The organism is Variovorax endophyticus, assembly GCF_025376855.1.
Lineage (GTDB): Bacteria > Pseudomonadota > Gammaproteobacteria > Burkholderiales > Burkholderiaceae_C > Variovorax.
The window spans coordinates 1-21926 of record NZ_JAHUTH010000059.1 but is presented as its reverse complement, the minus strand read 5'-3'; the positions used below and the strand labels follow the sequence as shown (position 1 = coordinate 21926).

Here is a 21926-nt window from a genome sequence, read left to right as displayed (position 1 = left end):
GATCAGCGTGCCGATCAGCGTGGCAAGGCGCTTGATTAAGAAGAGGCTCATCGCTTTGCGTGTTTGTTTCTGTTCGGGGTGCTTTTGTCCGGGGCGCGTGCACAGGACAGCGGGTACTTCCCTCCGCGAATGTCCCCCGCCTTCGGCTCCTCCTTTATTTCGCTGCGGGAAGCACCCACTGCCCTGTGCACGGAGGCGCTGCAGTGGTGCCGGCCGATCACGCCGTCGGAGCGCGCCCGCCCCGACCCACGCACCTCATCCAAGGCACGACGAACCGTACGGCAGGCGCGAGAACTCATGCCGAGATGCACTCGGCGATCGCACGCCCCACGTCGACGGTGTTGGCGTTGCCACCCATGTCGCGGGTGCGCGGACCTTCGCTGAGCACGGTCTCGATCGCCGAGAGCACGGCGGCCGAGGCTTCGGCGTAGACCGGGTTGTCGCCGCCGAGGTGGTCGAGCATCAGCGCGGCCGACCAGATCTGGCCGATGGGGTTGGCGATGCCCTTGCCCGCGATGTCGGGGGCCGAGCCGTGCACGGGTTCGAACAGCGAGGGGAACTTGCGCTCGGGGTTGAGGTTGCCCGAGGGCGCGATGCCGATGGTGCCGGTGCAGGCCGGACCCAGGTCCGACAGGATGTCGCCGAACAGGTTGGAGGCCACCACCACGTCGAACCAGTCGGGGTGCTGCACGAAGTGCGCGCACAGGATGTCGATGTGGTACTTGCTCGTCGCCACGTCGGGGTAGCGCTTCGCGATCTCGGCCAGGCGCTCGTCCCAGTAGGGCATCGTGATCGAGATCCCGTTGGACTTGGTCGCGGCCACCAGGTTCTTGCGCTTGCGGCGGCTCGCCAGCTGGAATGCGTAGTCGATGATCCGGTCCACGCCGGTGCGCGTGAACACCGCTTCCTGGATCGCCATCTCGCGCGGCGTGCCCTCGAACAGGCGACCGCCGACCGAGGTGTATTCGCCCTCGGTGTTCTCGCGCACCACCAGGAAGTCGATGTCGCCGGGCTGGCGGTGCGCCAGCGGGCCGGGCACGCCGGGCATCAGGCGCACCGGGCGCAAGTTCACGTACTGGTCGAACTCGCGGCGGATCTTGATCAGGAGGCCCCACACCGCGATGTGGTCGGGCACCTTGTCGGGCGCGCCCACCGCGCCGAAGTAGATCGCGTCGTGGCCCTGGATCTTGCCGTCCCAGTCGGCCGGCATCATCAGGCCGGTGCGCACGTAGTGGTCCGAACCCCAGTCGAAATGGTCGAACGAGAAATCGATGCCGAAGCGGCGGCCCACGGCATCCAGCACGCGAAGGCCCTCGGGCATCACCTCGACGCCGATGCCGTCGCCGGGAATGACGGCGATCCTGTGTTTTGCTTGCATTTGATCCAGTACCCGGTTGATGAGGGAGGGCGCGGGGCGCCCGTCATGCGGGGCGCGCGCCTGCCGCGTCGGAGTCTAGGACTGGATCGGCGGGGCGGGATCGGGAATGGCACGTACGCCGGCTTGCCAATATTGGAAGGGGCCGAGGCAGGTCTTTCCAGGGAGGCTGCTGAAAGACCGGGTTCGTTTCAGCGATCAGTCTTCGAATATTTGGAAGGCTGGAGGCCGCATCGGCGACCGCTGGACATGGGCACGACACGCGCGCGTGCCAGCGCCGCGGCCGCCCGCGCTCCCGCCGCGCGCCCGCGCAAAGGCAGGCGCGTCGCGTGGCGCGGGTTCAGGAAGCGGAAGGGAAGCGGATCGGCCGGCTGCGACGGTGCAGCGGTCGCGTCGAACGCGAGGGGGAATCGGGGGAAGGGGAGAGGCGGGGAGCGGGAGCGAGGAAAACGAAAAAGGCGCGGGACCGTCGGATCTCAGTTGCTGCTGCTCTTGGTGTCGAGCTCGCTGACCTGCAGCGACAGATCGAACAGCTTGGACTTGCTGGCGTAGTAGCGGTCGAGGCGCCACTCCTTGAGGATGTCCATCGCCAGCTGGAAGCTCTTGTAGTCGAGGCTGTAGAGCGTGACAAGTTCGAAGCTGCGTTCGGATTCGAGGGCCAGCACGAGCTGGGCGAGGATCTTGGCCGATTCGTTGGCCGGGTCCGTTTCGATGAATCGGCGAGCGACCTTGATGGCATTCATGGGTGGAAAGTTTCTCGGTAAGGCAGGAGCCGAGAACTATAGCTAGCAGCCCCCAGGGCTTTTATGACAATTCTGTGACATTGCGGGGCATCGATTTGCAGTCCTGCAAGACCTCGCCAAGAGGGAAAACACCCGGATTTCGGGGCGTCGAGGCGGTTTTTCGCATGAAAAAGGCGCCCCGAAGGGCGCCTCGTGGCGGATGCCGATGGCGATCAGCGGATCGGCTGCGGTGCCGGGTAGGGCATCGGCGCGGCCGGATAGGCGGCCGGCGGCACCATCACGGGCTCGGGCGCGCGCATCATCGGCGCGGGCGGTGCCACCGGGTAGGGCGCGGGCGCCGGCATCACGACCGTGGTGACCGACTCGCGGATCACGCCGCCGCCCATCACGCTGCCGTCGACCGCGGCGCGGGTGTTGCCCTCGCCACCGAGCACGCGGGCCTCGCAGTCGGCGCGATCGCCCGGCGGCTGCAGCGCGCAGCGTTGCAGCGCGTTGCGGCGGTAGTCGGGCGCGCTCGTGAGGCCGCCGCGCGCCGCTTCCTGGCGTGCCGCGCCGGCTTCGCGGATGCAGGCCGCGCGGTCCTGCTGGTTGTGGCCGCAGACGGCCAGCTCGCGTTCGTAGGTGGCGTCGCCACGGCGCGATTGCGCGCTGGCGGTGCCCGCGCTGGCCAGGGCGCCGAGCGCCACGAGGGCGGCGATGGCGCCGCGGGTGAAAAGAAGACGGTGGGTCATGGTGTGCTCCTCGAAATGAGCCGATGGAACGGGTGAAGGGTTCAGCGCGCCGGTGCCGGCTGCGCGGGCAGCGGTGTCACGGTCTCGCGGATCACGCCGCCGCCCATCACGCTGCCTTCGGTGGTGGTGCGGCCGGCGCCCGCGCTGCCGCGGATGCGCGCTTCGCAGTCGGCGCGATCGGCCACCGGCTGCTCGCGGCAGCGCGCGAGCGCGTTGGCGTCGTAGCCGCCGGGACTGGCGCTGGTCAGGCCGTTGCGGCCGGCCTCCTGCCGCGCCGCGCCGGCTTCGCGCAGGCAAGCCGCGCGGTCCTGCTGCACGCCGTCGCAGGTGGCGCGCTCCTTCTGCATGCGGGCGTCGGAACCGGGCGCCTGGGCATGGGCGCCGAGCGCGACCAGCCCGGCGGCGAGCGCGAGGATGCGAAGGGAGCGCAGCGGCCGCATCGGCCGGCGGGACGGGATCGTTACCGCGTGAATCGTTGGGGTCATCGGGCCTCCTGGAAAGGACGCGACTTCCTCGAGAGCGAGGCAGTGCGCGACTGGAGGCCCAGTGTCCGGCCGCGCGGCGCGCGCGGCCTGTGGGACGGCACAGATTGCGGACCCGGCGGGACGCGCCCCCGCGTGTGGGACGAATCCCGCAGGCCGAGGGCTCAGCCCTCGGCGATGCGCTTCGCGAGGTGAGCGAGCGCTTCGTCGACCTGGTCGACCAGGATCAGCGAGAGGTCGCCGGGCTGCAGCCGGGCCAGCGCGGCGTCGATGGCGATGAATTCGCCGCGGATCTCGTCGATCTGGCGCGTGCGGGTCGCGCCCTGCAGGCCCTGGCGCAGCAGGCCCATCACCTCGCCGTCGGCGCGGCCGCGCTGGGCCGCGTCCTGGTAGAGGATCACGTCGTCGAAGGCCTGGCCCAGGATCGCGGTCTGGTCGCGGATGTCGGAATCGCGCCGGTCGCCCGCGCCGCTGATGACCACCGAGCGCTTCTTCGCGGGCATGGTGTCCACGGCCGAGACCAGCGCGCGCATGGCGTCGGTGTTGTGGCCGTAGTCGGCGATCACGGTGGCGCCGCGGTAGTCCATCACGTTGAAGCGGCCGGGCACGCCGGCGGCGTCGTTGAGGAAGCTCGCGAGGCCGCTGCGGATGGTGTCCCAGTCCAGGCCCACGGCCCAGGCCGCGGCCACGGCGGCCATCACGTTGTCGACCTGGAAGCCGATGCTGCCGCCGCGCGTGATCGGCACGTCGCGCAGCGCGATGCGTTCGCGCCACGAGCCTTCGGCCGCCACCACCGTGTCCTGGTCGACGTAGACGGTGCGCTTGCCCTGCGCGCGGTGCGTGGCCATCACCGGATGCTGGCGGTCGGCCGCGAAGAAGATCACCTCGCCCGGGCAGTTGGTGGCCATCGCGGCGACGTTGGGGTCGGCCGCGTTGAGCACGGCGTAGCCGCCGGGCGCCACGTTGCGCACCACCACGCGCTTGAGCACCGCGAGGTCCTCGACGGTGGTGATGTAGTTCAGGCCCAGGTGGTCGCCGCTGCCGATGTTGGTGACCACGGCCACCGAGCAGCGGTCGAAGCCCAGGCCCTCGCGCAGCACGCCGCCGCGCGCGACCTCGAACACGGCCGCGTCCACGTCGGGATGCAGCAGCACGTTGCGCGCGCTCTTCGGGCCGCTGCAGTCGCCGCTGTCGGTCTGGCGGCCGTCGACGTACACGCCGTCGGTGTTCGTCATGCCGGTGCGCAGGCCGCTGGAGGCGACGATGTGGTTGATCAGCCGCGTGGTGGTGGTCTTGCCGTTGGTGCCGGTGACCGCGATCACCGGGATGCGGCCGTCGTCGCCATGGGCGAACAGCGCATCGACCACCGCCTCGCCGACCGCGCGGCCGCGGCCGAACGAGGGCGAGATGTGCATGCGCAGGCCCGGTGCGGCATTGACCTCGACGATGCCGCCGTGCTGCTCTTCGAGCGGGCGCAGCACGCTCTCGCAGACCACGTCGACGCCGCAGATGTGCAGGCCGACCATCTGCGCCGCGTCGACCGCGCGCGCCGCCACCTCGGGGTGCACGGTGTCGGTCACGTCGGTGGCGGTGCCGCCGGTCGAGAGGTTGGCGTTGTTGCGCAGCACCACGCGCTGGCCCAGCGCGGGCACGCTCTCAGGCGTGAGGCCCTGCGCCTCGAGCCGGCCGACGGCGATGTCGTCGAGGCGGATCTTGGTCAGCGAGGTGGCATGGCCCTCGCCGCGGCGCGGATCGAGGTTGACCGTGTCGACCAGCTGGCGCACGGTGGCGCTGCCGTCGCCGATCACGTGCGGCGGATCACGGCGCGAGGCGGCCACCAGGCGGTCGCCCACCACCAGCAGGCGGAAGTCGAAGCCCGGCAGGAATTTCTCGACCATCACCTCGCCGTAGGCGTCGGCGGCCTTGTAGGCGGCGTCGAGCTGCTCGCGCGTCGTGATGTTGACGGTCACGCCCTTGCCCTGGTTGCCGTCCTGCGGCTTCACCACCACGGGCATGCCGATCTCCTGCGCGGCGGCCCAGGCGTCGTCCATGTCGGCCACCGGGCGGCCCAGCGGCACCGGCACGCCGGCGGCGTTGAGCAGCTGCTTGGTGAGCTCCTTGTCCTGCGCGATCGACTCGGCCACGCCACTGGTGCTGTCGACCTCGGCGGCCTGGATGCGGCGCTGCTTCGAGCCCCAGCCGAACTGCACCAGGCTGCCGGTGGTGAGGCGGCGGTAGGGGATGCCGCGCGCGACGGCGGCATCGACGATGGAGCCGGTGCTCGGGCCCAGGCGTTCCGATTCGTCGAGGTCGCGCAGCTCGGTGATGGCGGCGGTGGCGTCGAAGGCGGTGCCGTTCTGCGCCGCGGCGATCAGCGCCTCGGCCAGCTCGAGCGCGCGGCGGCCCACGGCCTCCTCGGTGTATTGCACGACCACCTGGTAGACGCCCTCTTCCAGCGTGGGCGAGGTGTGGCCGAAGTTGACCGCGCAGCCGGCCTGGGCCTGCAGCGCCACGGCCGCGTTCTCCAGCACGTGGGCCAGCGCCAGCGGCTGGCCCAGCACCATCGGGTGCAGCTCGCCGATGGTCGGGAAGGCCGCGCGCAGGCGGTCCTCGAAGCCGGCCAGCCGGCCGATGGCGTTCTCGTCGCCTTCGCAGGCAACGACCGCCTCGATGGCGGTGTGGCGGCTCCAGAGGTTGGGGCCGCGAAGGGCGCGGGTGCGGGTGACTTTCATGGGGCGGCGCGGTTCTTCAGGGGGTATCGGCGGGTGCCCCCGCGCGGATGCGCGGAGGAACCGGGTGGATCAGGCGAGCTGGAGCTGGGGCGAGGGCTGGCTCTGCGAGAGCTGCAGCGAGGCCAGTGCCGCCTGCAGGTCGGCCTCGAAGGCCTCGATGCCCGCGCCGATGAGGTTGAGCGGAATGCCCAGCGCCCAGGCCGCGGCCACGGCGGCCAGCAGGCTCTCGAGGCTGACGCCGGCATGGGTGGCGCGCCAAACGGTGAGGCGGCCCAGGCCCGGCAGGAACGACTCGCTGGTGCCGTTGGCCAGCACCACGCGGTCCTGGCGGATCAGCACCGCCTTGCCGCCGGCGGCCTGGTGGGCCGTCAGCGACGCGGCCTGCGCGTCCACGCTGTAGAGGATCACGGCGCCGTCGCACAGCGGCGCCAGGCCGGCTACGCGTTCGTCGTCGGCGTTGAGCACCGCGGTGCCCTCGGGCAGCACCACGTCGACCTGGGTGCGCAGCACCTTGACCATGTGGTCGCTCTCGCGGATGTCGAAGTCGCCCAGCTGCTCGAAGCCGCCGAGGTCGGTCACGATGCCGACCTCGCAGCGGTCGTAGGGCAGGCCGTCCTGCAGGATGGTGCGCGCGCCGTTCTCGATCACCACGGCCTGCACCTGGCGGTTCATCAGCAGGCGGTGGCCGGCTTCCCAGTTGGCGCTGTCGCGCGCGTCGACGCGGCGGCGCTCGAGGAACAGGCCGTCGCGGCAGGCCAGGCCGGTGTGGCGGCCGCCGAGGCCGACCAGCCAGGCCACCAGGCGGGCGATCACCGCGTTGTCGCGCGAACCGGCCACGCCCACCACGGGGATGCGGCCTTGCGAGTCGTCGGGGAACAGGTGGTCGCAGATCGCGCGGCCCACCGGGCGCGGCGAACCGACGGCCGGCTTCAGGTGCATCAGCAGGCCGGGGCCGGCGTTGACTTCGACGATGGCGCCGCCCTGCGGGCCGAGCGGCTTGGAGATGTCCTCGCACACCAGGTCGATGCCCGCGATGTCCAGGCCGACCACGCGCGCGGCCAGCTCGACCATGTGCGCGACCTCGGGATGGACGCTGTCGGTGCAGTCGATCGCGACGTTGCCGTTGCGCTGGATCAGCACGCGGCGGCCGGCCTCGGGCACCGACTCGGGCTCCAGGCCCTGGCGGCGCAGGTCCGACAGGATCGCGCCGTCGCGCGCGCCCAGGAAGGACAGCGGGAAGTCTTCCGTGTCGCCGCGGCGCGGGTCGCTGTTGATCTGCAGGTCGATGAGTTCGCTGCAGTTCGACTTGCCGTCGCCCGTGACCCAGACGGTCTCGCCGCGCGCGGCCGCCACCATGCGGCCGCCGACGACCAGCACGCGGTGCTCCTCGCCGCGGATGTAGCGCTCGACCAGCACTTCGCTGCCGTGGCGCTCGGCCACGGAGAAGGCGGCCTCGATGTCCTCGCGCTTGGTCAGGTCCAGGATCACGCCGCGGCCGTGGTTGCCGTCGGAGGGCTTGACCACCACCGGCACGCCCATGTCCTCGGCCACTTCCCAGGCCTCGGCCGGGCTGGCGACCGCCTGGCCGCCGGGCACCGGGATGCCGCAGCCCGCGAGCAGCGACTTGGTCAGCACCTTGTCGCTGGCGATCGATTCGCCGATGGCGCTGGTGTAGTCGGTCTCGGCGGTCCAGATGCGCTGCTGGTTGGCGCCGTAGCCCATCTGGACCAGGTTGCCGCTGTTCAGGCGCATGTAGGGGATGTCGCGGTCGATCGCGGCATTCACGATCGCCTCGGTGCTCGGGCCGAGGTAGCAGTCGTCGACCTTCGACTTGATCGCCTCGATCGCGGCCTGCACGTCGGCCGGGCCGATCGGGTCGTCGTTGATCGCGGCCATCATGATGCGGTGGCCCTCGGCCAGCGCCACCCGCGCCACCTGCTCGTCACGCGAGCGGAACACCATGCGGTAGGTGCCCGAGACCGAGGTCTCGCGGGTCTGGCCGAAACCGGTGGCCATGCCGGCCAGGTTCAAGAGCTCGATCACCACGTGCTCGAGCACGTGGCCCGACCAGGTGCCTTCGCGCAGCCGCTGGATGAAGCCGCCGCGCTCGCCGACGCCGCAGTGGTGCTCGATCAGCGCCGGCAGCAGGGTCGTCAGCCGGTCGCCGAAGCCTTCGATCTTGTTGGAGGGGAATTCCTCGAGCCGGCCGAGGTCCAGCCAGACTTCGAGCACCGGGCGGTAGGTCCAGATGCTCGGGCCGCGCAAATAGTTGATGCGCAGCAGGCGAATGTCGTCGAAACGGGTCATGCAAACGTTCGATGTGCTTTGGCCGAGCACCGCGGCGCCTTCAAGCGCGCCCATGGCGATCGGTCAGAATCGGCGCCCCGCGAAGGGCGTCATGGCGCGGTCCCAACGGGCCGCGACGGGCAAGAGTCAAAGAAACACAATGCAACATCACGATCCAGTCGGCACCCAGGAGGGCGAAAACGAAGCGGTTTCAGAAGCTCTGAAAAGCCGGCTCGCAGTCGCGGAAAACGTTCTGGCAACACTGTCGGTTGACCTCGATGAAGAACTTCGTTTCGGTTTTGGCCTGGTGGCGCTCACAGATCGCCGGCTGCTGGCGCTGGACCCCGGCGGCAAAGGCGTGTGGCGTGAGTGGTCGCTCGCCGACCCGGCGCTCGAACTGCAGCTGAGCGACCAGTCCGGGGTCGGCCTGCTCGATCTCGTCGACGGGCGCGGGCGGCTGGTGCGCTGGCGCTACACCCTGGCCCAGCAGGTCGCCGCGCTGCGCCTGCTGCGGCTGTTCGGCCAGCGCGCCAACGCGGCGGGTGTCGCGCGCGCGACACCCGAGGCCGACGGCGACGAGGTCGACACCGAGCTCCAGACCCCGCCCTCGACCTGGGTGCTGCTGCGGCTGGGCCGCTTCGCCCGGCCCTACCGCAAGCAGCTGATCGCCGGCTTCTTCCTCACGGTGCTGTCCACGGCCGCCACCCTGGTGCCGCCCTACCTCACGATCCCGCTGATGGACGACATCCTGATCCCGTTCCAGAACGGGCAGAAGATCGATCCGATGCGCGTGGGCCTCTACCTGAGCGGGCTGCTCGGCGCGGCGCTGGTCGGCTGGGGCCTGGGCTGGGCGCGCACCTACCTGCTGGCGCTGGTGTCCGAGCGCATCGGCGCCGACCTGCGCACCACCACCTACGAGCACCTGCTCACGTTGCCGCTCGACTACTTCGGCGGCAAGCGCACCGGCGACCTGATGGCGCGCATCGGCTCCGAAACCGACCGCATCAACGTTTTCCTCTCGTTGCACGCGCTCGATTTCGCCAACGACGTGCTGATGATCGTCATGACGGCGGCGATCCTGATCTCGATCAATCCGCTGCTGGCCGTGGTCACGCTGGTGCCGCTGCCCTTCATCGCCTGGATGATCCACGTGGTGCGCGACCGGCTGCGCACCGGCTTCGAGAAGATCGACCGCGTCTGGTCCGAGGTCACCAACGTGCTGGCCGACACCATCCCCGGCATCCGCGTGGTCAAGGCCTTCGCGCAGGAGCGCCGCGAGGCCGAGCGCTTCCGCGCCGCCAATGCCTACAACCTGCAGGTCAACGACAAGCTCAACCGCACCTGGTCGGTGTTCACGCCCACGGTGTCGCTGCTGACCGAGATCGGCCTGCTGGTGGTCTGGGCCTTCGGCATCTGGCAGGTGGCGCGCGGCAGCATCACGGTGGGCGTGCTGACCGCCTTCATCGCCTACATCGGCCGCTTCTACACGCGCATGGACTCGATGAGCCGCATCGTCTCGGTGACGCAGAAGGCGGCCGCCGGCGCCAAGCGCATCTTCGACATCCTCGACCACGTGAGCAACGTGCCCGAGCCCACGAACCCGGTGAAGGTGGAGCGGGTGCAGGGCGCGATCGCGATGCGCGGGCTGGGCTTCCGCTACGGCTCGCGCGCCGTCATCCACGACCTCGACCTGCGCATCGAGCCCGGCGAGATGATCGGCCTGGTGGGCCACAGCGGCTCGGGCAAGAGCACGCTGGTCAACCTGATCTGCCGCTTCTACGACGCGACCGAGGGTGCGATCGAGGTCGACGGCACCGACATCCGCCGCTTCGCCGTGGCCGACTACCGGCGCCACGTCGGGCTGGTGCTGCAGGAGCCCTTCCTGTTCTTCGGCACCATCGCGCAGAACATCGCCTACGGCAAGCCCGACGCCACGCGCGAGGAGATCGTGGCCGCGGCGCGCGCCGCCCATGCGCACGACTTCATCCTGCGGCTGCCGCATGGCTACGACTCGCTGGTGGGCGAGCGCGGCCAGGGCCTGTCGGGCGGCGAGCGCCAGCGCATCAGCATCGCGCGCGCGCTCTTGATCGACCCGCGCATCCTGATCCTCGACGAGGCCACCTCGGCGGTCGACACCGAGACCGAGAAGGAGATCCAGAAGGCGCTCGACAACCTCGTGCAGGGCCGCACCACGATCGCGATCGCGCACCGGCTCTCGACCCTGCGCAAGGCCGACCGCCTGGTGGTGATGGACCGCGGCGAGATCGTCGAGGTCGGCCCGCACGACGCACTCATGGCGAAGCAGGGCGCCTACTGGCGTCTCTACCAGGCGCAGCTGCGTCAGGGCGACGACGACGCCAGCGAAGGCGCGGCCAACGAGCGCGTGGGCGCGCAGGGCATCCCGGTGAGCCATGCGGCGCACCCGGCGGGAGAGGCATGATGGAAACGACGACGATCACCCCGCCCGACTTCGGGCTCGAGCGCGATGCCTTCGGCCGGCTGGTGCTGACCGATGCGCAGGGCCAGCGGCACGTGGGCATTTCCGCGGTGCGGGCCTTTCCGCTCAGCGCGCCGGGCGAGGGCATCTCGCTGGTCGGCGGCGAGGGCCGCGAACTGGTGTGGATCGACCGCGTCGATCAGCTGCCGTCCGCGGCGCGCGCGCTGCTCGAGGAAGAACTCGCGGTGCGCGACTTCGCGCCCACGCTGCTCAAGCTGCACGCCGTGTCGAGCTTCGGCGTGCCCAGCACCTGGACCGTGAGCACCGACCGCGGCGACACCCGCTTCGTGCTCAAGGCCGAGGAGGACATCCGCCGGCTCGAGCATGGCGCGCTGCTGATCGCGAGCGCGCATGGGGTGCAGTTCCGCATTGCCGACGTGAAGGCGCTCGACCGGGGGTCTAGAAAGTTGCTGGAGCGCTTTCTCTGAATTCGGGAACCGGACGCAGAGGACGCGAAGGTTTCGCGAAGGACGCGAAAGGAATACCCAATGAAGTGGGCTGCTGCTGGGCTAACGCTGCGGCACTTTCGGTCTCGCTACGGGGCAGTGCTTGCGCACGAGCGCGACCCACACCTTCAAGGCTGTTCTTTCGCGTCCTTCGCGAAACCTTCGCGTCCTCTGCGTCCGGCTGCCCGATCCCGCTTTCCAGCCGACCCTTCAGTCCAGCAAATCCGAATAGTCGCCGCGCTCGTAGGCCTCGACCGCCTGCCAGGGCCGCGTCTTCGGCGCCGCGATCGGCATGGCGGTCATCGTGTTGAGCGAGGTGCCGTGCGCGTTGCGCTGTTCGATCCTGCGCGCATAGCGGCCGGCCACGTCCCAGTCGATGCGCACCGTGCTCTCGCCCTGCTGCTGCTCGTAGCGCTGCACGCCCGGGCCCGCGGCGCCCAGGGACTTCATGCGCGGCAGCACCGCCGGGTCGACCAGCCAGTAGGCAGGCGCCCACGAGCCGCCGTAGCCGACGTTGCCGTAGTTGGCCGCATCGACCTCGATCAGCTTGCGCTGCGCGCGCAGCACCATGCCGACCTCCACCTTGCCGCTGGCATCGCGGCGCAGCCACAGCGGCGCGGCCGTGTTGTCGGCATGCGCATGGCCGATGTGCACCTTGGTGTCGCGGGCCTCGTGCTCGTGGTCGGCGCGCAGCGCGGCCGGCAGCTCGCGTTCGATCCACACCGTGCCGGCGCGGCGGAACATGCGGTCGGCGTAGCGGCTCTCGCGCTGCACGCCGTCCTTGCCGATCGACAGCACGTGGTGCTGGATGCGCAGGTTCTGGTCGGGTGCCTGGGCGTCGCCCGCGGCACCCGCCGCCAGCGGGACGGCCGCGAGGACCGTTGCAGCCAGCAACGCCTGGAGCTTCGCGGCCGCCGTCACAGGCCCGCCGCCTGCCGGACCTTGTCGAACACCTTGATGTTCTCGAGGGTGCCCTTGAAGATCTTCGAGCCCGCGCCGCCGGCGAACAGCATCACGTCGCCGCCGCCATGGGTTTCGGAGCCGGGCGCGCCGAGGTTGATGCCGACCTCCTGCAGGAAGTTGTCGTCCTCGGTGTTCATCGCGCTCTGGTCGTCGCGGTTCGGCGCGCGCGCCGGCGCGATCCACGGCTTGTTGCCGTCTTCCGGGTTGACCTGGCTGCCCGCGCTCGCGTTGGGCCGGCCGCCGTTGCCGAACACCAGCGTGGTGTAGGGCTTGCCGTCGGCCGCCTTCGAGGGCTTGCCGTCGGCGTAGCCGTTGACCTTGCCGAGGATCGGGTTGCCGATCTTCGGATAGCCGTTGAAGGCGATCGCATGGTCGTGGTCGGCCGTGACCACCACCAGCGTGTTCTTCAGGCCCGGGTCCTTCCTGTTCATGTAGTCGAGCGCGGTCTGGATCGCGGCGTCGAAGGCCAGCGTGTCTTCCAGCGCGCGCTTGGCGTTGGTGCCGTGCAGCGCATGGTCGATGCGCCCGCCCTCCACCATCAGGAAGAAGCCCTTGTCGTTGCGGCTGAGCACGCCCAGCGCCTTCTCGGTCATCTCCGAGAGGCTCGGCTGGTCGAGGTTCTGCTTCACGCGGTCGAGCTCGTAGGCCATCTCGCTCTGCGAGAACAGGCCCAGCAGCTTGCCGGTGGCGGCGGTGTCGACGGCGCGCAGCTTGGTGCCGGTGTCGACATAGGCGTAGCCCTTGGCCTGCATCGCGGCCACCAGGTCCACGTTGTCGGTGCGCTTGCTGCTCGGGTTGAGCGACTTCGGCAGGTAGTTGCGCTGGCCGCCGCCCATCAGCACGTCGATGCCGTCGAGCAGCTTGGGGTTGTAGTTGGCATGGCCCGGCGTGCTCTGCTCGGCGATGGTGTTGTAGCCGTTGCGGTTGCAGATGTGGGCGTAGGTGGTGGCCGGCGTGGCGTGGCCCACGCGCGTGGTCGACACCGCGCCCACCGCGCGGCCCTTGGCCTTGGCGAGCTCGAGCAGCGTGTCCACCGCCTTGCCGTTGGTCGGCGGGCAGGTGGTGTTCTCGCCGTTGATGTACTGGGTGCCCGTGCCGTCGACGGCGGTGGTGTCGCTCGACATCGAGATCACCTCGTTGCGCATCTTCACGCCGGTCATGTAGGCGGCCATCGAGGGCGCGCTGTCGGTGGTCTGGCCGTCGAGCGAGAAGGTCTTCACGCGCGCCGCGAAGGGCAGCGACTGCATGACGAGGTGGGCGCGCTCCGGGCTCGCGAGCGAGCCGGGCCTGGCCGCGAGCTGCTTCTCGCCCTTGTAGATGCGCGCGGCCGTCACGGTGACCGGGCCCATGCCGTCGCCGAGGAAGAAGATGACGTTCCTGGCTTCGCCGGCGGCGTGCGCGCTGCCGGCCAGGGTGCCGGCGGCGGCGCACAGGATCGCGGCGGCCAGGCGGGTGTTGCGGGTGATGCGGTTCATGGTCGTGCTCATGGTGATGGGGTCGGTGGCTGCGGTGCGTGCCTCAGAGGCCGACCGCCTTCCGGATCAGGCCGAACACGTCCGTGTTGGTGATCACGCCGGAGAAGTTCTCCGCGCCCAGGCCCTGCGCGCCGAGGAACACGTCGGCGCCGCCATGCGTCTCGGAGTCGCTGGCCGCGTCCATCGGCACCACGGCTTCCTGCTTGTAGTCCTTGCCTTCGAGCTCGGCGTCGCCGATCGGGCCGCGCGAGGACAGGCGGCGCGGGCCGTTGCCGAAACCGATGATGGTGTACGGGTTGCCGTCCACGTCCTTGCTGGTCTTGCTGGTGTCGACGTAGTCCTTCACCAGGCCGAGCACGCCCGGCTTGCCGGCCTCGGTCTTGCCGGTGCGCGCGGCATAGCCGTTGAGCTGCAGCGTGTGGTCGTGGTCGGCCGTGACCACCACCAGCGTGTTCTTCAGGCCCGGGTCGATGGCCTTCATCTTGTCGAGCGCGAGCTTGATGGCGTCGTCGAAGGCGCCCGTGTCCTGCAGCGCGCGGCGCGCATTGGTGGCGTGCAGCGCATGGTCGATGCGACCGCCTTCCACCATCAGGAAGAAGCCCTTCCTGCGCGCGGCCAGCGCGTCGATGGCCTTGCCGGTCATCTCGGCCAGGCTCGGTTCCTTGCCGGCGTCGCGGTCCAGGTCGTAGGCCATGTGGCTCTTGGTGAACAGGCCGGCGATCTTGGTCGTGCCGTCGGCCGGCAGCTTGTCGAACTCGGCCTTGCTGGCGGCGAAGCCGTACTTCGCGCTCTTCAGTTCGGCGATCAGGTTGCGCTTGTCGTTGCGCTTGCCGCCGTCTTCCTTGGGCGTGAAGTAGTCGGTGCCGCCGCCGAAGACGACGTCGACGCCGTCGCCCAGCCTGGTGTTGTAGCCGGCGCCGCCGGGCACCAGCGCGGCGGCGATGGTGTTCTCGGCGTCGCGGTGGCACACGTGCGCGTAGGTGGCCGCGGGCGTGGCGTGCGTGATGCGCGTGGTGGTCACCACGCCGGTCGCGTAGCCGCGCGCCTTGCTCTGCTCGAGCAGCGTTTCCACCGCGCGGCCGTTGCTCGGGGGGCAGGTGCTGTCGAAGCTGGTGTGGTAGGCCTTGCCCGCGGCATCGGTGGCCTGGGTGTCGGGGCTCATCGAGATGACTTCGTTGTTCATCTTCACGCCGGTCATGTAGGCCGACATCGAGGGCGCGCTGTCGGTCACCTGGGCGTCGTTCGAATAGGTGTGGACGAAGGCCGTCTCGGGCAGCGTGTCGATCGTGAGGTCGCCGTCCTCGCCGACCTTGTAGATGCGCGCGGCGGTCAGCGTGGTGATGCCCATGCCGTCGCCGAGGAAGAACAGGATGTTCTTCGGCGCTTCCGCCGCCGGCGGGTTGGTGGTGGGTGGAATCAGCGGCAGCAGGCCGCCGTGGCTGTCGCTGCCGCCGCAGGCGGACAGCAGCAGTGAAACGCCCAGCAGCGCCGGGGCAATGAAGTGTCGGGTCATGCGACTCCCTTGGTGGTTATCCGTTCGGCGCGCCTCCTGCGCGCCGTTTCTGGAGAAGCAATCTAGGGAGGCCGCATGACTCTCGCGTGACGCGATGCACGCGGGCATGAAAAGTTCGACGCGCCGTTAAAAAAAGCGCGCCATGCCCGGCCGGCGCGATTTCAGCGGGATGCCGCCCAGCGCAGCGCCGCCCCGCCCGCCGTCGCCGCCACGCCGCTCGCGAAGGTGCCCCAGGCCATGTCGAGCAGCGACAGGCCCAGCGGCCAGCCCTTCATGATCGAGAGGTTGGTGAGGTCGTAGGTCGCGTAGGCGAACAGGCCGAGCAGGGCGCCCAGCAGCGCGGTGCGCGCGAGGCTCGCGGCCTCGGCGCCGGGCAGCACCGCGAAGAACACCAGCCCCACCGGGTACAGCAGGTAGAACAGCGCCGCGAAGCCCAGTTTCGGCTCGGAGGCCATCAGGTGGCCCAGCCCCTGCTGGTAGAGGTTCTTGGCGATCACGCCGAGCCAGAGCGAATCGATCAGCGCCATCACCAGGAAGGTGGCGGCCCAGGCGGCGAGGTGTTTGGTGGTCATGGCGGCGGTGCGGATGGGTAGGGTGTCGCGGCCATCGTAGCGAGGCCCGGGGGCCGCGGGTAGCGCCGGCGGCGCGGGCTGCGAAAATCGCGCGTTCGGACTACAGCTCCGTCGTTCCCGCGCACCGATGCGCCTTGCCATTCATTCCTCGAGCCCATCATGCCCCTGCACACCACCGCCCTCGTCCTGTTCTCCGGCGGGCAGGACTCCACCACCTGCCTGGCCGATGCCCTCTCGAAGTACCAGCGCGTCGAGACCCTGGGCTTCGACTACGGCCAGCGCCACCGCGTCGAGCTCGACGTGCGCGCCGGCATCCTCGCCTCGCTGCGCGAGCGTTTTCCCGACTGGGCGCCACGCCTGGGCCAGGACCACGTGCTCACGCTGGCGGCGCTGGCGCAGCTCGGCGGCTCCTCGCTGACCGAGGAGGTCGCGTTCGAGATGCAGGCCGACGGCCTGCCCAACACCTTCGTGCCGGGACGCAACCTGCTGTTCCTCACGCTGGCCGGCGCGCTGGCCTACCGGCGCGGGCTGCAGGTGATCGTCACCGGCGTCTGCGAGACCGACTTCTCGGGCTACCCCGACTGCCGCGACGACACCATGAAGGCGATGCAGCTCGCGCTGTCGCTGGGGCTGGAGCGCCGGCTGGTGATCGACACGCCGCTGATGTGGATCGACAAGGCCGAGACCTGGCAGCTCGCGCACCGCCTCGGCGGCCAGCCCCTGGTCGACCTGATCGTGGAGGAGACTCACACCTGCTACCTGGGCGACCGCACGCACCGGCAGGCCTGGGGCTATGGGTGCGGCGAGTGTCCGGCGTGCGAGCTGCGCGCCAAGGGCTGGGATCGCTACGTGGCCGACGCCGGAGCCGCCGAGGCTTCGAGCCGGTAGCGCGCGCCGCCGGCCGCGCCGTCAGCCTGCGGCACCAGCGTCCAGCGCTGGCCATGGAACTCGCCCACCGCCGCGCGGTGCGCGATCGACACCATCGACCCCCCCGCCGCCTGCACCATCGCGCCCAGCCGCCGGTAGAGCGTGCTCTCGGCCTGGGCATCGAGCGCGCTCGTGATCTCGTCGGCGAACAGCCAGGCCGGCTTGCGCAGCAGCACGCGCGCGATCGCCAGGCGCTGCTGCTCGCCGCCCGAGAGCTTCTGGCTCCAGGCATCGCTGTCGTCGAGCCGGCCGGCAAGGTCGGGCAGCAGGGCGTCGGTCAGGGCCTGGCGCAGCTGGTCGTCGCTGAAGTCGGTGGCGGGGTTGGGGTAGGTCAGCGCATCGCGCAGCTTGCCGTCGGGCACGTAGGGGCGCTGCGGCATGAAGGCGACGTTGTCGGGCACCTGCAGGCGCCCCTTCGAGAATGGCCAGATGCCCGCGAAGGTGCGGAACAGCGTCGACTTGCCGCTGCCCGAGGGGCCTTGCAGCAGCACGCTCTCGCCGGACTTCACGGCCAGCGCGGCGCCGGCGAGCAGCGATGTGCCGTCGGGCAGCGAGACCGCGAGATCGTCGGTGCGCAGCTCGGCGTTCTGCTCGCGCTGCAGCGGCATGGACTGGGCCGCATGGGCGCGCATGGCGTCGTCGAAGCTGGTCAGGCGGTCGGTGGTCGCGCGCCAGATCGCCACGCGGTCGTAGTTGTCGACGAACCAGCTCAGCGAGCCCTGCACCTTGTCGAAGGCCGAGCCGATCTGCATCAGTTGCCCCAGCTGGATGGCGCCGCCGAAGAAGCGCGGGCCGGCGACCAGGAACGGGAAGATCACCGCGGCCTGGCCGAAGAACGAGGTGAAGGTGACCAGGTTCTTCTGCTGCTTGATGAGCAGCAGGTAGTTGCGCAGGACGCTGCCGAAGCGCAGGTCGAGCTGGGCGTGCTCCACCTTCTCGCCCTTGTCGAGCGCGATGGCCTCGCTGTACTCGCGCACCCGCACCAGGTGATGGCGGAAGTCGGCCTCGAAGCGCTGCTGGCGGAAGTTGATGCCGATCAGCGGCCGGCCGACGAAGTGGGTGATGGCCGTGCCGACCACGCAATAGACGACGGCCAGCCAGACCATGGCGCCCGCGATCTGGTAGGTGCTGCCGCCCAGCGAGAAGGAGAAGTTGCCCGACAGGCCCCAGAGGATGCCGACGAAGCTCACCAGCGTGACCACGGCATTCAGCAGGCCCATCGACAGCGTCATCGTGTAGTCGGTGAACAGCTGCATGTCCTCCTGGATCCGCTGGTCGGGGTTGTCGGGCGCATGGCCGTTCTGGTTCGCGTAGCGCGCAAGCTCGAGGTGATAGAAGGTGCGGTCGGACATCCAGCGCGACAGGTAGTCGCGTGTCATCCAGGTGCGCCAGCGCAGCTGCAGCAGCTGCGTCACGTAGAACTTGAGCACCTGCACCGCGATGTTGAAGAAGGCGATCCAGCCGAAGACCCGGACCTCGCGCCAGAAGCTCACGGCGTCCTTGTTCTGCAGCGCGTCGTAGAAGCGGCCATACCACTGGTTGCCCAGCACGGCCACGTACACATAGAACAGGTTCAGTGCGACGATGCCCAGCAGCATGAGCCGCGCCCGCCATTTCTCCTCGGATCGGAAGTAGGGCGCCGCGAGCGCGAAGACGCGCCGCAGCACCTGCAGGAAGCTGCGGGCGCGTTCGTTGACGGTGGGAGACATGCTGGCTTTCCTCGCTGGCGCAGGCGCGCCGGTCATCGTGAGGAGGCCATAGTAGACAAATGTTTCTTAAACCGGGCTGAAACATGCCGGCACGGCATGCGACCGGCCCGCGCTGCCCTCACCAGGTGTTCAGCATCACGCGCGCCGCGGTCGCCAGGAAATGCGAGAGCGGCGGCGTCTTCAGGCCTTCGACCTTCGCCTCCTCGTCCCACAGTCGCAGCCGGATCGCATCGCCCGACCACGGATGGTCGGCGAAGCGCCGCGCGGCCGCGTCGTTCATCGGCCCGCCCTGCAGTTGCAGGCTGCGCACCGAATCGGGCGAGAGCCGCGCGAAGTAGTCGGGCCGGGTCGCGCAGAGGTAGCGCTTGGCATCCACGTGCAGCCGGATCGGTTCGCGCACCTCGAGCCCGAAGGCGCCGCGCAGCAGCGGCAGCGCGATGTACTGGTGGCGGTCGTCGATGCCGAGCTCGGTCGGCGAGCGCTCGAGCGTCTGGTGCTCGGTGATCAGCATGTGGCCCAGGTCGTGCAGCAGCGCGGCCGTGACCAGCGCATCGCCGGCCTCGGCCTGCTCGGCCAGCCAGGCGCATTGCAGCGCGTGCTCGGCCTGCGACACGGGCTCGCCCGCATAGGCCACGCCGCCGCGTTCGGCAAAAAGGCGGGCGATCTCGGCGAGGTCGAGTGTCATTGTTCTGAAACGAAGCGCGGGCGACAGCACACCGAAGTTCGCGGATCTCGATGACAAGGCCGTGACCGCTGGCGCGGGCCGCTTCGAAAAGAGGGTCTTGGCGGGCCCTGGCGCACGCGTTTGACAAATCCCTGTCACACGCCGCTGCCAGCATCGCCGCGTCCACGGCAGGCCTGCGCCACCGTGTTGCGTTTTCGTTTTTCTTTCGCTTTCCGCTTCATTTCTTTCCCGAGGGATCTCACCATGCTGCGTCGTTGTCTTCGCTGGGCCGCCGTGCCCGCCCTGCTTTCGCTGGCCTTCGCCGCCACCGCCCAGGGCCGCACCGAGCTGCTGGTCTACACCGCGCTCGAGGCCGACCAGGTGCAGGCCTACAAGGCCGCGTTCGAGAAGGAGAACCCGACCATCGAGCTGAAGTTCGTGCGCGACTCCACCGGCATCGTCACCGCCAAGCTGCTGGCCGAGAAGGCCAACCCGCAGGCCGACGTGGTGTGGGGCCTGGCCGCCACCTCGCTGATGCTGCTCGACAAGGAAGGCATGCTGCAGCCCTACGCGCCCAAGGGCCTCGACGCGGTGAAGCCCACCATGCGCGATCCGGCCAACCCGCCCAAGTGGGTGGGCATGGACGTGTGGTCCTCGGCCATCTGCTTCAACACCGCCGAAGCGACCAAGAAGAACCTGCCCAAGCCCACGAGCTGGGCCGACCTCACGAACCCGGTCTACAAGGGCCAGATCACGATGCCCAATCCGGCCGCCTCGGGCACCGGCTACCTGATGGTCTCGGGCTGGATCCAGATGATGGGCGAGGACAAGGCCTGGAAGTACATGGACGCGCTGCACCAGAACATCGGCATCTACAGCCAGTCGGGCAGCAAGCCCTGCCGCCAGGCCGGCGCCGGCGAGTTCGCGCTCGGCATGTCCTTCGAATACCGCGCCAACAAGACCAAGCGCGACGGCGCGCCGATCGACATCGTGCTGCCCAAGGAAGGCCTGGGCTGGGACATGGAAGCCACCGGCATCATCAAGACCAGCAAGAAGCAGGAAGCCGCCAAGGCGCTGGCCGACTGGGCCGTGACGAAGCAGGCCAACGAGCTCTACGCGAAGAACTTCGCGGTGCTGGCGCTGCCGGGCATCCAGGAGAAGCTGGAGTTCGTGCCGGGCGACGTGGAGAAGCTGCTGGCCAAGAACGACTTCACCTGGGCCGCCGCGAACCGCGACCGCATCCTGGCCGAGTGGTCGAAGCGCTACGAATCGAAGTCGGAAAAGAAGCCGATGTGATCTGAATACGGGCAGCCGGACGCAGAGGACGCGAAGGTTTCGCGAAGGACGCAAAAGATGCAGCAGAAATCCTTTCATGGATTCCTTTCGCGCTCTTTGCGAAATCTTCGCGCCCTTCGCGTACGGAAGTCCGATCCCGTATTTGCCTCAGCTTGACCATTGACATGACCAGCTTCCTGTCCCTGCGCGGTATCGAAAAATCCTTCGGTGCCACCCGCGTGCTCGACGGCATCGACCTCGACATCGAACCCGGCGAGTTCGTCTGCCTGCTCGGCCCCTCGGGCTGCGGCAAGACGACCTTGCTGCGCATCGTTTGCGGCATCGAGCGCGCGGACCGCGGGCAGATCCTGCTCGGCGGCCAGGACATCGCGGGCCTGCCGCCGGCGGCGCGCGGCTTCGGCGTGGTGTTCCAGTCGTACGCACTGTTCCCCAACCTGACGGCGGCGCAGAACATCGCCTACGGCCTGCATCCCACGGGCGCGCTGGCGCGCGAAATGGCCAAGCGTTCGCGCGAGATGCTCGACCTGGTGGGCCTGGCGGCGCATGCCGACAAGTACCCGGTCCAACTCTCTGGCGGCCAGCAGCAGCGCGTGGCGCTGGCCCGCGCGCTCGCGCCCAATCCGCGCCTGCTGCTGCTCGACGAGCCGCTGTCCGCGCTCGACGCGCAGGTGCGCGCCAGCCTGCGCACCGAGATCCGCGCGCTGCAGAAGCGTCTGGGCATCGTCACCATCATGGTCACGCACGACCAGGAAGAGGCACTCTCGATGGCGGACCGCGTGGTGCTGATGCACGACGGCCGCATCGAGCAGGCCGGCACGCCCGACGAGCTCTACCGCCAGCCGCGCACGCGTTTCGTCGCCGGCTTCGTGGGACGCATGAACATGCTGCCGGCCACGGTGCTGGCCGATGGCAAGGTGCGCGTGCGCGATGCCGAGCTGTTCTGCGCCCCCGGCAACCTCAGCGTGGGTTCGCAGGCCACCGTGGGCATCCGTCCCGAGCATGTGGTGGTGAAGCGCTTCGGTGCCGAACTCGGCGCCAACAGCTTCGCGGCGCGCCTGCTCGACACCGAGTTCTTCGGCAACCGCACCGCCGCGCGCCTGGCCTGCGAGCCGCTGGGCATCGAGATCGAGGCCGAGCTGCCGGCCGATGCGCAAGGCAATGGCGGCGAGCCGCTGGTGCCGAGCAGCATGGTGCATATCCAGTTGCCTTTGCATGCGCTGTCGGTGCTGGCGCATTGAATGACGTGTTGTCTTGCGATGCAAGGTTCGGGGCGGACTCACGCCGACGGGGTACTCCCCTCCGCGAATGTCCCCCGGCCTTCGGCCTCCTCCTTGATTTCGCTGCGGGGAGTACCCCATCGACGTGAGTCTGGAGCAGGTCGGTTGAACCGGCTGGCACCACTGCTGCGCCTCCGTGCACAGGGCAGTGGGTGCTTCCCGCAGCGAAATAAAGGAGGAGCCGAAGGCGGGGGACATTCGCGGAGGGAAGTACCCGCTGTCCTGTGCACGCGCCCCG

At 69.5% G+C, this 21926-nt stretch carries 17 protein-coding genes; 5 read left to right on the top strand and 12 right to left on the bottom strand.

The features are described 5' to 3' along the window. Positions 1–295 precede the first annotated feature (295 nt). The 6 genes from KV106_RS39530 to KV106_RS39505 all read right to left on the bottom strand — a co-directional run bounded on the left by KV106_RS39530 (position 296) and on the right by KV106_RS39505 (position 8370). Positions 296–1378: a tartrate dehydrogenase gene (locus KV106_RS39530; RefSeq protein ID WP_261217908.1), complete on the bottom strand. Its 1083-nt coding sequence runs from the start codon at positions 1376–1378 to the stop codon at positions 296–298. 473 nt (positions 1379–1851) lie between these two features. Then, positions 1852–2118 carry a hypothetical protein gene (locus KV106_RS39525; RefSeq protein ID WP_057593807.1) on the bottom strand — a complete coding sequence of 89 codons (267 nt, stop codon included), beginning with the start codon at positions 2116–2118 and terminating at the stop codon, positions 1852–1854. Between the two features lie 212 nt (positions 2119–2330). Next, positions 2331–2849 (bottom strand): hypothetical protein, encoded by a 519-nt coding sequence (locus tag KV106_RS39520; RefSeq protein WP_261217906.1) that lies wholly within the window; start codon positions 2847–2849, stop codon positions 2331–2333. 41 nt (positions 2850–2890) lie between these two features. Next, positions 2891–3289, bottom strand: coding sequence for a hypothetical protein (locus KV106_RS39515; RefSeq protein ID WP_057593804.1), 399 nt, complete (start codon positions 3287–3289; stop codon positions 2891–2893). A gap of 206 nt (positions 3290–3495) precedes the next feature. Further along, complete coding sequence (gene cphA, locus KV106_RS39510) at positions 3496–6063, bottom strand: cyanophycin synthetase (protein ID WP_057593802.1); 2568 nt, start codon at positions 6061–6063, stop codon at positions 3496–3498. A 69-nt stretch (positions 6064–6132) separates the two neighbouring features. After that, positions 6133–8370, bottom strand: a complete 2238-nt coding sequence (locus KV106_RS39505) for a cyanophycin synthetase (protein ID WP_261217902.1) — start codon at positions 8368–8370, stop codon at positions 6133–6135. A 139-nt stretch (positions 8371–8509) separates the two neighbouring features. Here KV106_RS39505 and KV106_RS39500 point away from each other — a divergent pair, with 139 nt between their 5' ends. Together KV106_RS39500 and KV106_RS39495 are read left to right on the top strand one after the other, a co-directional pair. Then, positions 8510–10789: a cyanophycin metabolism-associated ABC transporter gene (locus KV106_RS39500; protein WP_261217899.1), complete on the top strand. Its 2280-nt coding sequence runs from the start codon at positions 8510–8512 to the stop codon at positions 10787–10789. After that, the gene (locus tag KV106_RS39495) at positions 10789–11274 is read left to right on the top strand and encodes a cyanophycin metabolism-associated DUF1854 family protein (RefSeq protein WP_057593814.1); all 486 of its coding nucleotides are present in this window, start codon (positions 10789–10791) and stop codon (positions 11272–11274) included. The genes KV106_RS39500 and KV106_RS39495 overlap by 1 nt, the downstream gene beginning before the upstream one ends. Before the next feature lie 228 nt (positions 11275–11502). Here the strand turns inward: KV106_RS39495 and KV106_RS39490 are convergent, their stop codons facing one another. The 4 genes from KV106_RS39490 to KV106_RS39475 form a co-directional block, all read right to left on the bottom strand. Beyond that, positions 11503–12213 carry a hypothetical protein gene (locus KV106_RS39490; RefSeq protein ID WP_261217898.1) on the bottom strand — a complete coding sequence of 237 codons (711 nt, stop codon included), beginning with the start codon at positions 12211–12213 and terminating at the stop codon, positions 11503–11505. Further along, positions 12210–13742, bottom strand: a complete 1533-nt coding sequence (locus tag KV106_RS39485) for an alkaline phosphatase (RefSeq protein WP_172705315.1) — start codon at positions 13740–13742, stop codon at positions 12210–12212. The genes KV106_RS39490 and KV106_RS39485 overlap by 4 nt, the downstream gene beginning before the upstream one ends. A 31-nt stretch (positions 13743–13773) precedes the next feature. Then, positions 13774–15243, bottom strand: coding sequence for an alkaline phosphatase (locus KV106_RS39480; RefSeq protein WP_261217897.1), 1470 nt, complete (start codon positions 15241–15243; stop codon positions 13774–13776). Positions 15244–15404: 161 nt separating this feature from the next. Next, complete coding sequence (locus KV106_RS39475; RefSeq protein WP_208512512.1) at positions 15405–15815, bottom strand: DUF2177 family protein; 411 nt, start codon at positions 15813–15815, stop codon at positions 15405–15407. A gap of 159 nt (positions 15816–15974) precedes the next feature. Between KV106_RS39475 and queC the strand changes: the two genes are divergently transcribed. Then, entirely contained in the window at positions 15975–16703 is a 729-nt protein-coding gene (gene queC, locus KV106_RS39470; RefSeq protein ID WP_057593795.1) for a 7-cyano-7-deazaguanine synthase QueC, read from the top strand. Here the strand turns inward: queC and KV106_RS39465 are convergent. Beyond that, positions 16661–18451, bottom strand: a complete 1791-nt coding sequence (locus KV106_RS39465) for an ABC transporter ATP-binding protein/permease (RefSeq protein ID WP_261217893.1) — start codon at positions 18449–18451, stop codon at positions 16661–16663. The two genes, queC and KV106_RS39465, sit on opposite strands and share 43 nt — an antisense overlap. Before the next feature lie 118 nt (positions 18452–18569). Beyond that, entirely contained in the window at positions 18570–19136 is a 567-nt protein-coding gene (locus KV106_RS39460; RefSeq protein ID WP_261217892.1) for a phosphonate degradation HD-domain oxygenase, read from the bottom strand. A 243-nt stretch (positions 19137–19379) separates the two neighbouring features. Here KV106_RS39460 and KV106_RS39455 point away from each other — a divergent pair, with 243 nt between their 5' ends. Both KV106_RS39455 and KV106_RS39450 read left to right on the top strand, forming a co-directional pair. Beyond that, positions 19380–20411, top strand: a complete 1032-nt coding sequence (locus KV106_RS39455; RefSeq protein WP_057593792.1) for a putative 2-aminoethylphosphonate ABC transporter substrate-binding protein — start codon at positions 19380–19382, stop codon at positions 20409–20411. A 164-nt stretch (positions 20412–20575) separates the two neighbouring features. Further along, entirely contained in the window at positions 20576–21649 is a 1074-nt protein-coding gene (locus KV106_RS39450) for an ABC transporter ATP-binding protein (RefSeq protein ID WP_261217891.1), read from the top strand. The last annotated feature ends 277 nt before the right edge of the window (positions 21650–21926 follow it).

Coding starts and splice junctions, on each gene's coding strand:
- KV106_RS39480 (WP_261217897.1), bottom strand. CDS start 15,243: ATGACCCGACACTTCATTGCCCCGGCGCTGCTGGGCGTTTCACTGCTG.
- KV106_RS39520 (WP_261217906.1), bottom strand. CDS start 2,849: ATGACCCACCGTCTTCTTTTCACCCGCGGCGCCATCGCCGCCCTCGTG.
- KV106_RS39500 (WP_261217899.1), top strand. CDS start 8,510: ATGCAACATCACGATCCAGTCGGCACCCAGGAGGGCGAAAACGAAGCG.
- KV106_RS39475 (WP_208512512.1), bottom strand. CDS start 15,815: ATGACCACCAAACACCTCGCCGCCTGGGCCGCCACCTTCCTGGTGATG.
- KV106_RS39495 (WP_057593814.1), top strand. CDS start 10,789: ATGGAAACGACGACGATCACCCCGCCCGACTTCGGGCTCGAGCGCGAT.
- cphA (WP_057593802.1), bottom strand. CDS start 6,063: ATGAAAGTCACCCGCACCCGCGCCCTTCGCGGCCCCAACCTCTGGAGC.
- KV106_RS39530 (WP_261217908.1), bottom strand. CDS start 1,378: ATGCAAGCAAAACACAGGATCGCCGTCATTCCCGGCGACGGCATCGGC.
- KV106_RS39485 (WP_172705315.1), bottom strand. CDS start 13,742: ATGAGCACGACCATGAACCGCATCACCCGCAACACCCGCCTGGCCGCC.
- queC (WP_057593795.1), top strand. CDS start 15,975: ATGCCCCTGCACACCACCGCCCTCGTCCTGTTCTCCGGCGGGCAGGAC.
- KV106_RS39515 (WP_057593804.1), bottom strand. CDS start 3,289: ATGCGGCCGCTGCGCTCCCTTCGCATCCTCGCGCTCGCCGCCGGGCTG.
- KV106_RS39465 (WP_261217893.1), bottom strand. CDS start 18,451: ATGTCTCCCACCGTCAACGAACGCGCCCGCAGCTTCCTGCAGGTGCTG.
- KV106_RS39450 (WP_261217891.1), top strand. CDS start 20,576: ATGACCAGCTTCCTGTCCCTGCGCGGTATCGAAAAATCCTTCGGTGCC.
- KV106_RS39525 (WP_057593807.1), bottom strand. CDS start 2,118: ATGAATGCCATCAAGGTCGCTCGCCGATTCATCGAAACGGACCCGGCC.
- KV106_RS39505 (WP_261217902.1), bottom strand. CDS start 8,370: ATGACCCGTTTCGACGACATTCGCCTGCTGCGCATCAACTATTTGCGC.
- KV106_RS39460 (WP_261217892.1), bottom strand. CDS start 19,136: ATGACACTCGACCTCGCCGAGATCGCCCGCCTTTTTGCCGAACGCGGC.
- KV106_RS39455 (WP_057593792.1), top strand. CDS start 19,380: ATGCTGCGTCGTTGTCTTCGCTGGGCCGCCGTGCCCGCCCTGCTTTCG.